Origin of the sequence: Gryllotalpicola protaetiae, from assembly GCF_003627055.1 — a bacterium.
In the GTDB taxonomy this organism is placed as follows: domain Bacteria; phylum Actinomycetota; class Actinomycetes; order Actinomycetales; family Microbacteriaceae; genus Gryllotalpicola; species Gryllotalpicola protaetiae.
On the sequence record NZ_CP032624.1, the window covers coordinates 910,112 to 924,180 of the forward strand.

Here is a 14,069-nt window from a genome sequence, read left to right on the forward strand (position 1 = left end):
GCGACAAAACCCCCTTGACAGAGACCTGAGGAATCCTGTTGGCAGACGACTTCCATAAGCCCGTTAAGCTCCCCGGCCGCGTGTTCGAGGCCTTCCACGGCGGGCAGGACCCGGCCGTGGCTCTGCGCGTCGCGCACGAGACCGCGCACGCCCTGATCTCGCGCGTGCACGCCGACCCGGACCCGGACGTGGTCGACCGGCTGGTCGGCTACACCGATCAGCACGGCATCGACGCCATCGCCGAGCTGTGGTCGCAGGCATCCGCCCGCTCGCTGCCCGGCGCGCTGTGGCGCATTTACCTCGTGCGGGTGCTGATCAGGCAGAGCCCCGAAGAGACGAGCTATCTGTACCAGCGCGGCGCCGACGTGACCCCGACGATCGACCCGATCGTCGCCGGGGCCCAGGAGCCGACAGGGCCGGTCGAGATCGTCGAGCTCGCAGACCAGATCCTGCGCGGGGCGTTCCAGGGCGACTTCGCGGACGCGCTCGACCGCGCGGCCGCGTTCTGCCGTGTCGAGGCTGCGGGAGCCGCCGCGCTCGCGGATTCCGTGGACGCCGTCGACCCTGAGCGGGCCACCGAGCTCACCACGCGCGCCTCGCGCTTCGTGCAGACGGGCGACGAGCTCGGCGCGTGCGCACGGCTGTGGCGGGCAGAGTCGCTCGACTAGCGGACCAGTTCCCCCGCGAGATACGCGACGATGACGTTCACGAGCAGGATCGTGCCGTGCCTGCGTCCGTCGGCCTCCGCAGGGTCGCCGAAGAAGACGCCGGACTCGGTGATCGTCAGCTTCGTCTCGTCACCGACCGGCGCGATCTCGATGGTGGCGACCGAGACCGACGAGCGCGTCTCGCCGTCGTACATCTCATAGGCGTAGACGATGCGCTCGTTCTCGACGATGTCGTAGTAGTGCGCTCGGAAGACGTGCGCGGGGCCGTCGGGCGTGCCGACCGAGTTGAACTCGTCGCCGCCGACACGGAAGTCGAAGGTGCGCGGCGCCTTCTCGACGAAGCCGTCGGGGCCGGTGAACCATGCGCGTTTCTCAGTGTCGTCGGCGAAGCAGGCGAAAACGCGCGCCGGCGAGGCTGGGACGGTGCGCTCGATGGCGAACGAGCCGAAGGTGGTGGGCATGGTTACTCCGTTTCAGTGTCGATGAGGTGCCGGGTGAGGCGGTCGAGGCGGCGCTCCCATTCGCGGCGGCGAGCGTCGATCCACGACTGCACGGCACCGAACGCCTCGGGGTCGACGGCGCAGGTGCGCACGCGACCGGCTTTCGCGGTGGTCACGAGGCCGCTCGCCTCGAGCACCCGCAGATGCTGCAGGACGGCCGCCATGGTCATCGCGAGTGGCGCCGCGAGTTCGCTGACGGATGCCGGACCACGTGCCAGCCGCTCGACCATCGCGCGCCGGCTGGGGTCGGCAAGGGCCTGGAAGGCCCGGTCGAGCGTATCCGAATGGTTAAGCATATGCTTAAGTATCGGCGCGCGCGCGAAGAAGTCAAGAGACCGTTTCGAGACGCGAGCTACGGAGCGGGCGCGGCCGGCAGAGTGGAGGCGGTGGGGGCGGTGTAGCGGATGCCCCAGGTGACGCTCCAGGTCTCGTGCGGCGCGAGGCGCTTGATGCCGAGACCGGAGTTGAAAGCATCCGTCGGCGCTGTCATCGGCTCGAGCGCGAGGGCGACCGATCCCGTGGGCAGCGTCGCGAACGAGCGATGCGTGTAGACCTGCACGAAGGTGAACGCGTCGTCGCCCCACAGAGTGACCGTCGAGCCGTCGGCCGCCGCGAGGGTGGCGAGGTCGCCGGGGCCCGCGTCAGCGTAGCCGTCGTTGAGGTCGAGGTCGCCCACGCGCCGCGGAGTGCGCAGGTCGAACTCCGTGCCGTCGACCGGCTGCTGCCCGACCGGGATGAGCTTGTCGTCGACCTCAAACCTGGCGGTCGCGTTGACCGTGAGCTGAAGGTCGGCCGTCTCGAGCTCGCCGATGCGGAAGTACGGGTGAGCGCCGACCGCGACCGGCGCCTCGGTCTCGCCGCCGTTCGCGAAGGTGTGCGTCACGGTCAGGCCATCGTCGGACAGCTCGTAGCGCACGCGCGTGTCGACGAGGAACGGGTAGCCGTTCTGCGGGTAGATGGTGGCCGCCAGCTCGACGAAGTCCGAGCTCTTGTCGGCCAGCTCGTAGGCGGTGAAGCGCAGCAGGCCGTGACTCGCGTTGCCGAGCGCGGGCTCGGTGAGCGCGAGCTGCAGCGTCTGCTCCGCGCCGTCCACGGCGCGCCAGGTCCACTTGCCGTCGCGGATGCGATTCGGCCACGGTGCGAGCACGATGCCGGACGCCGACTGCGGCGACGACGTCACCGGGAACGGCTCGACGAGGTCGACGCCGTCGATCTGGAGCTCGCGGATGCCTGCCGCGAGCTCGGTGATCACCGCCCGAACCGTGCCGTCAGGCGTTGTCCGAATGATCTCGTACTGTTCCCCGGTGGGTGCGCGCACGATCGTCAGCCTATGACCGAGAGGCGGGGTCTTGGCAAGCCGGTCGGGCACAGCCCGATCGGGGAGGCGGTGCCGCGCTGACCCACCGGGTCATCGCGCCCAGCGGACCGCCTCCCACGCAGATGACACCATCTCGTCGAGGGTGTGCGTCATCGCCCAGCCGAGGTCGCGGGCGGCCAGAGCGCCGTCTGCGACGGTGCGCGCCGGGTCCCCCGGGCGGCGCGGCGCGATCTCAGGGTCGAAGCGGATGCCGGTGCCGCGCACCATCGCATCCATGATCTCCTTCACCGACGACCCCTCGCCGCTGCCGAGGTTGTAGACCGGCTCGACGGCTTCGCCCGCGAGCATCCGCCGGGCCGCAGCCACATGCGCCGCCGCGACGTCGGCGACGTGCACGTAGTCGCGCACGCAAGTGCCGTCGGGCGTGGGGTAGTCGTCGCCGAAGATCTTCGGAACACGCCCGGCCTCGAGCGCCCGGAAGACGAGCGGGAACAGGTTGTGCGGGCTCGTGTCGCGCAGTTCGACGCTGCCGGAGCCGACGACGTTGAAGTAGCGCAGCGAGGTGTGCACGAGCCCCGTCGCGCGGCCCTGGTCGGCGAGCAGCCACTCGCCGATGAGCTTCGTCTCGCCATACGGCGACTCCGGTGTGGTCGCCGTCGCCTCGGTGACGAGCTCGACGGTCGGCGTGCCGTAGACGCCGGCGGACGACGAGAAGACGATGCGGGTGACGCCGGCGCGCTCCATCGCGGCCAGCAGCGCGACCGTGCCGGTGACGTTCTGGTCGTAGGTGTGAAGCGGGCGCTTCACGGACTCGCCCGCGTACTTGTAGCCCGCGAGGTGCACGACCCCGTCGATCTCGTGCCGGTCGAAGAGCGCGTCGAGCGCCTTCGCGTCGAGGATCGACGCGTCGACGAACGGCACGTCGGCAGGGACGAACTCGCGGTGCCCGCTCGACAGGTCGTCGATGACGACGACGTCGAGGTCGGCAGAGAGCAGCGCGCGGACGACGTGCGAGCCGATGTAGCCGGCGCCGCCGGTGACGAGCCAGGACATAGTTCCTCCGGGTGGGGTCGGGGGTCGACGGTCGAGTTCAGGCTAGCGGGCGGTCAGCTCGAACAGCACGAGCTCCTCGGGGTGCAGGACGGGCGGGCGCAGGCCGCTCGCGCGAAGCATCCGCCCGCTCATCGCGGCGCCGCGGCGCACCCACGCGAGCTCACCGCGCGCACCCACGCGCGGGCCGCCGGATGCGCCGGGCAGCGGCAGCAGCTCGACCGCGTAGACGCGATCGTCGTCGAGGCCCGGGAACGTGATCGGCGCGGAAGGGTAGGCGCTCGCCGACGTGACCTGCGTGAGCGCGAAGAGCGCACGCGAGCCGTCGGCCGCGACGACGCCGCGCAGGTCGGCGCCGGGGTCGGCGAGCTCGGCGTGCACGACGCGACCGGTGTGCAGCCAGTCACGACGTTCTTTGTGCAGGGCGATCCAGCCGGCGAGCTCGCGCTCTTCGGCCTCGGTCAGCCCCGTCACGTCCCACTCGACGCCGAGGTGGCCGAAGAGCGCGACGCCTGCGCGCAGCGCGAGGCTCGCGGTGCGGCCCGTCGAGTGCGAACGCGGGCCCGAGATGTGCATGCCCATCAGCTCGGGCGGCAGCAGGAGGCCCGTGTACTTCTGTATCGTGAGACGCTCGATCGGGTCGATGCAGTCGCTTGTCCACACGCGGTCGGTGCGCGCGAGGATGCCGAGATCGACGCGCGCGCCCCCGGACGCGCAGCTCTCGATCTCGAGTGCGGGATGCCGCGCGCGCAGCTCGTCCATCAGGCGGTACACCGCGAGGGTCTGCGCGTGCGCGACGGGGCGGCCGGTCGCCGTGCTGCCCGCCTCGAGCAGGTCGCGGTTGTGGTCCCACTTGAGGTAGGCGATCTTCGGGTTCTCGGTGAGCACGGCGTCGAGGCGCTCGAGCAGGTGGTCGAACGCGCCCGGCTGGGTGAGGTCGAGCACCTGCTGGCGACGGCCGGGAAGCGGGAGGCGGCCGTGGCCGGGCTGCAGGATCCACTCGGGGTGCGCCCGCGCCAGCTCGGAATCCGGGTTCACCATCTCGGGCTCGACCCAGAGGCCGAATTCGAGGCCCAGCGCGGTGACCTCGTCGATCAGCGGGCCGAGCCCGTCGGGGAACACGCCCTCGTCGACGAACCAGTCGCCGAGGCCGGCGTGGTCGTCACGTCGGCCGCGGAACCAGCCGTCGTCGAGGACGAAGCGCTCGATGCCGAGCCGCGCGCCGGCACGCGCGAGCTCGAGGAGGCGCGCGTGGCCGAGGTCGAAGTAGACGGCCTCCCAGGTGTTGAGCGTGACGGGGCGCGGGCGAGACGGATGCAGCGGCCGGGCGCGCACCGACTCGTGGAAGCGCGCCGACAGGGCGTTCAGTCCGTCGCCCCACGCTCCGATCGCGACCGGCGTCTCGTAGCTCTCCCCCGGCACGAGCACGACCTCTCCCGGCCGCAGCAGCTCCTCGGCCTGCAGGAACGTCTCGCCGGTCGGCGTGCGCTCGACGGAGAGGCGGTGATCGCCGCTCCAGGCGAGGTGGACCGCGTGCACGAGGCCGCGCTCGAAGCCGAACCCCGCCTCGCCGACCGCGAGCAGCAGCGTCGCATCGGCGCCGGGGCGGCCGCGGCGACTCTCGCGCAGGTAGCGGCCCGTGGTGAGCGTGTGCCTCTGCGGGAAGCGTTCGCGCAGGTGGCGGCCGGTCGTGTCGAGCACCTCGGTGGCCGTCGCCGGAACGGGGAAGGTGAGCGCGAGCGACTGCAGTTCGTATGGGGCGCTCCCGCGGTTCGTGAGCCGCGCCGACTGGCGGAAGAGGCCTGCCACGTCGACGACGAGGCGCAGCTCGAGGTCGAGCATGGCCTCGTCGTCGGCGAGTTCGAAGACCTCGGTCGCGCCGCGCTCGTCGTCGATCTCGGTGCGGCGATCGGTCACGCGGAAACGCGGGGAGAAGTCCCGGCCGCCACGTGAGCCGACGAGCCCCGGCGTGCCGAGCCAGCCCTGCGACTCGAGCGGCAGAGCCGAGAGCAGCACCGGCACGTCGAGACCGCCCGACACCGGCTGCGGCACGAGGGCGTGCACCAGCGAGCCGACCTCGTCGCGCAACTCCGACGGCGAGCCGAGGTCCTCGCCCCAATAGGCGACGATCGGCACTCCGCGATCGGTGTCGCCGGCGATCACGAGCGAGGTGCCGCCGCGTGGCAGGTGCGCAAGGGGCTCGTAGCGGACCACAGCTCAGCCCTCCGAGCCGGTCAGCACCGCCACCCCGAAGGGCTCGAGCGAGACGCCGGTGCCCGCGACGACCACCTCGCGCGGCTCGCCCGTGTGGTTGATGACGAAGCGGGCGCCGCCGCGCGCCGCCGTCTCGACGCCGTACTCCGGGCCGGCGAAGGCAGGCTCGACGCCGGCATCCGCCAGCACGCGGTCGAACAGCGCGTCGAAGAGCGCGGCAGACGGCTGGGTCGCGACGTACCAGGCCGCGCCGGCCGCCTCGGTCGCGCGGCGGGTGATGGCGGCGCCGCCCGAGGCGTGGCCGTCGGCGAACGACGCCAGCACCGCGGCATCCGTCACCCGTACATGCTCTTGCCACACACCGGCCGTGCCCTCCAGCTCGCCGGCCACGACCGTGGGCACGCCGAGCTGCAGGGGCGCGAACTCCTCGACCGAGACGCCGAGTGCGCGCTGCAGCGCGCTGCCCGCCCCGCCGAGATAGCCGCCGAGATGCACGTGCAGATCGCGGTCGAGGATGCCGGTCTGGAACCCCACGACGAGCGTGTCGCCCCGCTCGACGACCGCGGCGAGCGCAGCGAGCTCGTCGCCGGATCCCACCTGCTGCAACGGCGCGACGACCAGGCGATAGGCAGCGGTGTCGGCGCCCGGCCGCACGAAGTTGATCGTCACACCGCGGCGCAGCAGGGCGCCGTACCACTCGAGAACGCTCGCGAGGTAGTCGATGCGGGTCGGCGTCGCCTCCTGTCCGAGGGCCCACCACGACTCCCAATCCCAGACGATGGCGACGGATGCGGGCACCGGCGCGCCCAGCACCCCAGCGTCGCCCGCGCTGAGCTCGGCGAGCTCGCGACCGAGCGCCTGCACCTCGCGGTGCACCCGCGTGTTCTCGCCGCCGTGCGGCACCATCGCGGCGTGGAACTTCTCGGCGCCAGAGGCGGACTGCCGCCACTGGAAGTGCAGGATGCCGTCGGCGCCGCGCGCGACCGACTGGAAGCTCGTCGCGCGGTGCTGCCCGGGTGCCTTGGGCGCGTTGCGGTCGCGCCAGTTGACCGCGCTCGGCGACTGCTCCATGAGCAGCCACGGCCTGCCGCCGCCGAGCGAGCGCATCAGGTCGCGGGTCGCCGCCGACAGCACGTGCGACAGCGGATCGCTGGGGTCCGGGTACTCGTCGTCGCTGATGAAGTCCATCTCAGCGGACCAGTCCCAGTAGTCGAGGTCCGCGAAGAAGCCCATGAAGTTCGTCGTGACGGGCACGCCGGGGCTGAGCTCGGCGAGAACCGAGCGCTCGGCGCGGTGCAGTTCGAGCAGCGCCCACGACGAGAACCGTTTCCAGTCGAGCAGCTGCGTCGGGTTGCGGAAGGTCGGGGCGTGCCGCGGCGCGTCGACCTCGTCGAACGAGCCGTAGCGCTGCGACCAGAACCCCGTTCCCCATGCCCGATTGAGCTCGTCGACCGTGCCGTAGCGGCGCGCGAGCCAGGCGCGGAACGCGGCGACGGACTCGTCGTCGTAGGAGGCCGCGACGTGGCATCCGTACTCATTGTTGGTGTGCCACGCCTCGAGCGCCGGGTGTGCGCCGTAGCGCGCCGCCAGCTCGCGAACCAGGCGAAGCGCGTGCTCGCGGTAGACCGCGGAGCTCGGGCTGTACTGCTGCCGCGAGCCGAAGCCGAACCGGCTGCCGCGCTCGTCGACGGGCAGGCTCTCGGGGTGCAGCGTGGCGAGCCAGGCAGGTGGTGAAGCGGTCGCGGTGGCGAGAATGACGCGGATGCCGCCCGCGTCGAGCTTCTCGAGCACGGTGTCGAGCCAGCCGAAGTCGAACTCGCCGGGTCGCGGCTCGAGCCGCGCCCACGAGAACACCCCCACCGTCGCCGTCGTGACGGATGCGCCGCGCATGAGGCGCACGTCGTCGTCCCACACGGAGGGGTCCCACTGATCGGGGTTGTAGTCGCCGCCGAAGCGGATGGACGGGAAGATCGAGGACACCGCGCTGCTCCTTCGCAGGGGAATGTTTGCGCAAACTGTTTGCGTAAACATCCCGGTTCAGGCAGGCTAGCATCGACGCGGCGGCTGCTTCAAGAACATACGGCGGGCCGAGCGGCGAACGGCGAGGAGCGCAGTGACGAACACCCTGGGGGGACGCCCGGCACGCCCGGCCTCCATGCTCGACGTCGCGCGCAGGGCCGGCGTCTCGCAGCAGACCGTGAGCCGGGTCTCCAACGGGTCTGAGGCCGTGAAGCCCGAGACGCGCGAACGCGTGCTCGCCGCGATGGCCGAGCTCGGGTATCGCCCCAACAGCGCCGCCCGCGCGCTCAAGAGCGGCCGGTTCATGCGCATCGGCGTGCTGATGCACAACCTGAACTCGTTCGGGGCGAGCCGCATGCTCGAGGCGATCAACTTCGAGGCCGCCCGCCGGGGCTACTCGATCGAGCTGATCGCGGTGAGCGACCCGTCGACCGGCGAGGTCACCAGGGCGCTCAGCCGCCTCGACCACGAGGCCGTCGACGGCATCGTGCTGCGCCTCGACACGCACCGTTCCCCCGAGCAGGACATCGGCTTCCCGAGCGGGATCCCCACCGTGATCGTCGAGGGTGACTCGTTCGACGACCGGGTCGCCGTCGACGCCGACCAGCGCCAGGGCGCACAGCTCGCCGTGCAGCACCTGCTCGATCTCGGCCACCCGACCGTCTGGCACGTCGCCGGAGCGGAAGGCTACGCGAGCGCAGCCGAGCGCGAACGCGCCTGGCGGGACACTCTCGCCGCCGCCGGCCGTACCGCACCCGCCCTGGTGCGCGGCGACTGGAGCCCCGAGTCCGGCTACGCGGCCGGGAAACGTCTCCTGCAGGAACCCGACGTCACCGCCGTGTTCTGCGCCAACGACCAGATGGCGCTCGGCGTGCTGCGCGCCTTCCATGAGGCCGGCCGCGCCGTGCCGGCCGAAGCGAGCGTCGTCGGCTTCGACGACACGCAGGAATCCGCATACTTCTGGCCGCCGCTGACGACGGTGCACCAGGATCTCGAAGGGGTCGGCGCGAGCGCCGTCACCCTGCTGCTCGCGCAGATCGAGGATGGGCCGGTCGCACCGGGCGTGCGGCTCACGCAGAACCAACTCATCGTCAGAAAGTCGACGGATGCCTGGAATGGCTGACCCTGCCCCTCTCGCTCTCAGCAGCGGAATCGCGAAGCGCGCACACCGGCTCGCCGACGGCCGCGAGCTGATCTACTTCGACGACGCCGACACGACGCTGCCGCCCGACCGGGCACCTGACCTGCGCGTGCTCGACGACCGGCCGCCCACCGCGTCCATGCGGCAGGACCCGCTCACCGGCGACTGGATCTCCATCGCCGCCGCGCGGCAGAACCGCGTGGTCATGCCGCCTGCCGCGCTCGACCCCCTGGCGCCGCAGACGGCCGACAACCCGTCGGAGATCCCTGCCGACTACGACGTCGCCGTGTTCGAGAACAGGTCGCCGTCGTTCGGGCCGGCACTGCCCGCGCCCGGCGACCCCGCACTCGCCGCCGCGCACCTCGACGGCATCGGGCTCGAGCGCTCAGCCGTGTCGTTCGGCCGCTGTGAGGTCGTCTGCTTCAGTCCGGAGCACGAGGGGGCGTTCGGGTCGATCCACCGCTCGCGCGCGCGCACCGTGATCGAGGCGTGGGCCGACCGCACCACGGCGCTCTCGGCACTGCCCGGGGTGCGACAGGTGTTCCCGTTCGAGAACCGCGGGGCCGCGATCGGGGTCACCCTGCAGCACCCGCACGGGCAGATCTACGCCTACCCGTACCTCACGCCCCGGACGCAGCGGCTCATCGCCTCCGTCGACTCGTACGGCCCGTCGCTGTTCGCGGACATCCTCGCCAGTGAGCTCGCCGGACCGCGGGTCGTGCTGGCCGGCGAGCACTGGACGGCGTTCGTGCCGTTCGCCGCCCGCTGGCCGATCGAGGTGCACCTGCTGCCGAACGAGCACGCCGCCGATTTCGCCGAGACGAGTGCGGAGCAGCGCGACGAGCTCGCCGTGCTGTACCTGCGGCTGCTGCGCGGTGTCGACGCGCTCTACGACAGCCCGACCCCGTACATCGCCGCGTGGCACCAGGCGCCGGTCGGCACGCACCGCGACAGCATCCGCCTCAATCTGCAGCTGACCTCGCCCCGGCGCGGGAATGACAAGCTCAAGTTCCTCGCTGGAAGTGAAGCCGCCATGGGCGCATGGATCGGCGACATCCCCCAGAGACCCAGGCCGAGCGGCTGCGCGCAGCGATCGCGAAGGCAGATGAGGAGAACCCCGCATGAGCTCGCTCGTCGATGAGACCGCAGCAGGATTCGAGAAGCGCTTCTCATATGCGCCTTCCGGCATATGGTCGGCGCCGGGGCGCGTCAACCTGATCGGCGAGCACACCGACTACAACGAGGGCTTCGTGCTGCCGTTCGCGATCGACCGGCGCACCTTCGCCGCCCTCGCCCTCCGCGACGACGACGTGGTGCGGGTCTCGAGCGCTTCCGGCGACCAGGCCGTCGAGGTGCGACTGGCGGATGCCGCGGCCGGCCCCGCGTCGCTCGAGGGCATCGCCGAGGACGGTCGCTGGGCGGCCTACCCTCTGGGGGTGGTCTGGGCGCTGGGACAGCTCGGAGCGGATCTCGCGGGGCTGCCAGGCTTCGACGTGTATTTCGAGTCCGATGTGCCCATCGGCGCGGGCCTGTCGTCGTCGGCGGCGATCGAGGGCGCCCTCGCGGTCGCGCTGAACGAGGTGTGGCGGCTCGGCTTCGACGACACGCGGCTCGTCGACGTGTGCCACCGGGCCGAGAACGACTTCGTCGGCGCCCCGACCGGAATCCTCGACCAGTCGGCGGCGCTCCTCTCACAGGAGGGCGCTGCCCTCTTCCTCGACTGCCGTGACGGGTCGTCGGAGCCGGTCGACCTCGCCCTGCAGGCATCCGATCTCGCCATTCTCGTGATCGACACGAAGGTGAGGCACGAGCACGTGTCCGGCGGCTACGCCGAGCGACGCGCGGCGTGCGAGACGGCGGCGCGCGAACTCGGTGTGCGCGCCCTGCGCGATGTGGCCTGGCCGCAACTGCTGGCCGCGCGCGACACGCTCGACGGGGTCGTGTACCGTCGCGCCCGCCACATCGTCACCGAGGATCAGCGGGTGCTCGACACGGTCGCCGCACTGAGGGCGCAGGACTACGACGCCGTCGGCGACCTCATGTTCGCCTCGCACCGCTCGATGCGCGACGACTTCGAGATCTCGACCCCCGAGCTCGATCTCGCCGTCGAGATCTCGCTGAACTACGGGGCGATCGGCGCGCGCATGACCGGGGGCGGCTTCGGCGGCTCGGTCATCGCGCTCACGCCGGTCTCCGCCATCACCCAGGTTCAGGTCGCCATCGACGGCGCGTTCGCCGAGCACGGCTACGCGGGGCCGGAGATGTTCCTCGTGTGGCCGTCGCAGGGCGCTCGGCGCGATCGGTAGCGGACCGCCGCCGTCAAAGGTGCAGCAAGCGCGAGACCGCCGCGAACGACTGTGTCGCTCCGGAGGTCAGAGGCGCGCCGCTCTCTTCGTCGACGCACCACACCGGCGACCAGTCCTGCAGCGCCTCGACCAGCGGTTCGAACTTGAGCGTCCCCTCGCCCAGGAGACGAAAACGGTCGCCGGCGACGTCTTTGAGATGCACGTTGTCAATCAGCTGGGCGAATGTCAGGGCGATCTCGCCGAAATCGTCGATGCCGGCCAGCGCCAGATGGGCCGTGTCGAGGGTCAAGCCGACGCATCCTTCCGTGACGGCCTCGAAGAATCCGTCGAAATCCCTTCGCCTCATCACCGGCTGGCCGACGTGGTGATGAAGGGAGATACGGATGCCGAACTCGGCGGCCTCCTCACCGAGGTGCGAGAGGATGCGGGCGAAGCGGCGGCGGTCGTCGTCGCTGGTCTGTGCACGGGGGAAGTCGTGACAGAAGACGATGCGGCGCGCTCCGACCGCTCTGCAGAAGCGGGTCACCGCCCGCACGCGCTCCTGCCCAGCATCGTCGAGGCCGCACTGAAGCACCACCCCCGTGACCGCCGGGCCGTCCGAGACGGCCCGGCACAGTCGCTCCGGCTCCTCGACCCAATCGGAGTACTGCATGCTCTTCAGCTGCAGGCCGGTGTAGCCGACCTGCCGGGCGAGCCTGTAGTACTCCGCCGCCTCCCGCTCGCCGTTCGTCGGCCGCGAGATCTCGATCTGCACGACCGGTGGCGCGCTTTGGGTCACGAGCCGAGGCGGAGAGAGAGGAACGACTGGACCTGCCCGACGATGGCACGTTCGACGGGCAGGCGTTCCATCGACGAGGCTCCGTAGAACCCGTCGGCCTGTGTGCTGCGGGCGAAGACGTACTCGACATCTGCCGGCTCGGCGATGGGCCCACCATGGCACAGCACGATGATGTCCTCACGGACCGAGCGCGCCGCGGCCGCCCAACTGTCGATCAGCGCGATCGATTCGTCGAGCGTACGGCCACCTTCGGCCCCGATGCTGCCGCCCGTCGTGAGCCCGAGGTGGCAGACGATCACGTCGGCGCCGGCGTTCGCCATGTCGACCGCGTCCTGCTCGGAGAACACGTAGGGGCTCGTGAAGAGGCCGAGCTCGTGCGCCTCGCGGATGAGCTCGACCTCGAGGGCGAAGCCCATGCCGGTCGCCTCGAGGTCGGCGCGGAACGACCCGTCGATCAGGCCGACGGTCGGGAAGTTCTGCACGCCCGCGAAGCCGAGCTCGAGCAGGTTCTTGAGGAAGCTCGTCCGCAGGAAGAACGGGTCGGTCCCGTTCACCCCCGCGAGCACGGGGGTGTGCTTGACGACCGGCAGGACCTCGCGCGCCATGTCGACGACGAGCTCGTTCGCGTTGCCATAGGCAAGCAGCCCCGCGAGAGAGCCGCGGCCAGCCATTCGATAGCGCCCCGAATTGTAGATCACGATCAGATCGATCCCTGCGGTCTCCTCGAGCTTCGCCGATAGGCCGGTCCCGGCACCCCCGCCGATCACGGGCTCGCCGCGCCCGATCTTGTCGCGCAGCTTCTCGACGAGCGCGAGTCGTCGCTCGTAGTTCACTTCTGTCATTTCGCATACTCCTCGGCGCCAACGGCGGCCATCTCGTCGCACAAGCGCTCGACGAGCGCGTGCGCGAATTCTGGATCGTTCACATCGGTGTCGAGCTCCACCAGCTCGACACCGCTCCCCCGCAACCCTGCACGCACCGCGTCGAACAGCCTCGCATCGGCATCGGCATCGAAGAAGGGCTCGCCCTCGACGTCGATCGCCGAGACGCCGCGAAGGGGAAGATAGACCGCGGTCGGGCCTTTCGCACTGGCGACCCGGCTCGCCAGGCGGCGGCCGAGCTCTGCGCATTCCTCGGGTGTCGTTCGCATCAACGTCGTGGTCGGGTTGTGGACATACAGGTTCCGCTCGCGGAACTTCTCGGGCACGGTGCCCTTCGGTCCGAAGTTGACCATGTCGAGCGCCCCGACCGAGACAACCTGCGGCACGCCGAGCCGTCCGGCGGCGGTGCCCCGTTCCGGCCCCGCGTCGAACACGCCGCCGACGAGCTCGTCGGCGAGCTCCGTCGTCGTGACGTCGAGCACCCCGGCGAAGACGCCATGCGAGACCAGGGATTCCAGGGCTCGGCCTCCGGTCCCCGTCATGTGGAACACGATGACCTCGTACCCACGGCGCTCGAGCTCGTCCCTGGCCGTCGTGATGCACGGCGTCGTCACGCCGAACATGCTCGCGGCGACCAGCGGCCTGGCGTCCTCGAGGTGCGGGGGTGCGGCCAGCACCATGCCCGTCAGAGCGGCCGCAGCGTTCGCGAGGATCGGCGCGGAGATGCGATTCACCCCGGCGATGTCCACGACGCTCGGCATCAGCACCAGATCCGTCTCTCCCACATAGGCGGAGGTGTTGCCCGACGCGGCCGTCGACACGATGATCTTCGGCACGCCGAGCGGGAGCTGGCGGAACGCCGCGGATGCCAGCGAGGTGCCACCCGTGCCGCCGAGCGCCAGCGCGCCGTCGCAGCGCCCCTCCCTGCGCAGTCCGGCCACCACAGCCGTGAGGCCGCGGCTCATCACCGAGATCGCGGCGCCGCGATCATGCCGTTCGGTGAGCGCTTCGAGGTCTTCCTGCGCTGCCGCCGCGACGCGGTCGCGAGGGATGTCAGGCTCGATGCTCGGGCTGCCCAGCACCCCTGTGTCGACCAGCACCACGTCGACTCCCGCTTCGCGAAGCCGAGTGCGGACGAACTCGTACTCGGGGCCCTTCGTGTCGAGGGTCCCGGCCAGCACCACCGTCGGCATG

12 protein-coding genes and 1 pseudogene are annotated in these 14,069 nt (G+C 71.0%); 4 read left to right on the top strand and 9 right to left on the bottom strand.

All coding sequences use genetic code 11. From position 1 onward, the window contains the following. Window positions 1–38: 38 nt before the first annotated feature. Window positions 39–668: a DNA-directed RNA polymerase subunit beta gene (locus D7I44_RS04550; RefSeq protein WP_120788396.1), complete on the top strand. Its 630-nt coding sequence runs from the start codon at window positions 39–41 to the stop codon at window positions 666–668. On the opposite strand, the gene D7I44_RS04555 is transcribed toward D7I44_RS04550, so the two are convergent. From D7I44_RS04555 to D7I44_RS04580, 6 genes are all read right to left on the bottom strand, one after another. Continuing rightward, entirely contained in the window at window positions 665–1,129 is a 465-nt protein-coding gene (locus D7I44_RS04555) for an SRPBCC domain-containing protein (RefSeq protein ID WP_120788397.1), read from the bottom strand. The two genes, D7I44_RS04550 and D7I44_RS04555, sit on opposite strands and share 4 nt — an antisense overlap. 2 nt (window positions 1,130–1,131) lie before the next feature. After that, complete coding sequence (locus tag D7I44_RS04560) at window positions 1,132–1,464, bottom strand: ArsR/SmtB family transcription factor (RefSeq protein WP_120788398.1); 333 nt, start codon at window positions 1,462–1,464, stop codon at window positions 1,132–1,134. 56 nt (window positions 1,465–1,520) lie between these two features. Continuing rightward, window positions 1,521–2,486 carry an aldose 1-epimerase family protein gene (locus D7I44_RS04565; RefSeq protein WP_120788399.1) on the bottom strand — a complete coding sequence of 322 codons (966 nt, stop codon included), beginning with the start codon at window positions 2,484–2,486 and terminating at the stop codon, window positions 1,521–1,523. A gap of 90 nt (window positions 2,487–2,576) precedes the next feature. Next, window positions 2,577–3,539, bottom strand: a complete 963-nt coding sequence (gene galE / locus D7I44_RS04570; RefSeq protein WP_120788400.1) for a UDP-glucose 4-epimerase GalE — start codon at window positions 3,537–3,539, stop codon at window positions 2,577–2,579. 42 nt (window positions 3,540–3,581) lie between these two features. Beyond that, the gene (locus D7I44_RS04575) at window positions 3,582–5,750 is read right to left on the bottom strand and encodes an alpha-galactosidase (RefSeq protein ID WP_120788401.1); all 2,169 of its coding nucleotides are present in this window, start codon (window positions 5,748–5,750) and stop codon (window positions 3,582–3,584) included. 3 nt (window positions 5,751–5,753) lie between these two features. Continuing rightward, window positions 5,754–7,730: a beta-galactosidase gene (locus tag D7I44_RS04580; protein ID WP_245980024.1), complete on the bottom strand. Its 1,977-nt coding sequence runs from the start codon at window positions 7,728–7,730 to the stop codon at window positions 5,754–5,756. A 133-nt stretch (window positions 7,731–7,863) separates the two neighbouring features. On the opposite strand from D7I44_RS04580, the gene D7I44_RS04585 reads away from it, so the two are divergent. The 3 genes and pseudogenes from D7I44_RS04585 (at window position 7,864) to galK (ending at window position 11,216) form a co-directional block, all read left to right on the top strand. Continuing rightward, window positions 7,864–8,892, top strand: coding sequence for a LacI family DNA-binding transcriptional regulator (locus D7I44_RS04585; protein ID WP_220093833.1), 1,029 nt, complete (start codon window positions 7,864–7,866; stop codon window positions 8,890–8,892). Continuing rightward, window positions 8,885–10,035, top strand: a pseudogene (gene galT, locus D7I44_RS04590) (galactose-1-phosphate uridylyltransferase). The gene D7I44_RS04585 and the pseudogene galT overlap by 8 nt, the downstream one beginning before the upstream one ends. Further along, entirely contained in the window at window positions 10,032–11,216 is a 1,185-nt protein-coding gene (gene galK, locus D7I44_RS04595) for a galactokinase (RefSeq protein WP_120788405.1), read from the top strand. Before galT ends, galK begins: the two are co-directional and overlap by 4 nt. A 13-nt stretch (window positions 11,217–11,229) precedes the next feature. Here the strand turns inward: galK and D7I44_RS04600 are convergent, their stop codons facing one another. From D7I44_RS04600 to D7I44_RS04610, 3 genes are read right to left on the bottom strand one after another with little or no spacing between them, the layout of a single operon-like run. Then, the gene (locus tag D7I44_RS04600; RefSeq protein WP_162940053.1) at window positions 11,230–11,994 is read right to left on the bottom strand and encodes a sugar phosphate isomerase/epimerase family protein; all 765 of its coding nucleotides are present in this window, start codon (window positions 11,992–11,994) and stop codon (window positions 11,230–11,232) included. Then, window positions 11,991–12,836, bottom strand: a complete 846-nt coding sequence (locus D7I44_RS04605) for a phosphoenolpyruvate hydrolase family protein (protein WP_120788407.1) — start codon at window positions 12,834–12,836, stop codon at window positions 11,991–11,993. Before D7I44_RS04605 ends, D7I44_RS04600 begins: the two co-directional genes overlap by 4 nt. After that, window positions 12,833–14,068 carry a Tm-1-like ATP-binding domain-containing protein gene (locus D7I44_RS04610; protein WP_120788408.1) on the bottom strand — a complete coding sequence of 412 codons (1,236 nt, stop codon included), beginning with the start codon at window positions 14,066–14,068 and terminating at the stop codon, window positions 12,833–12,835. The genes D7I44_RS04605 and D7I44_RS04610 overlap by 4 nt, the downstream gene beginning before the upstream one ends. Window position 14,069: the final 1 nt, after the last annotated feature.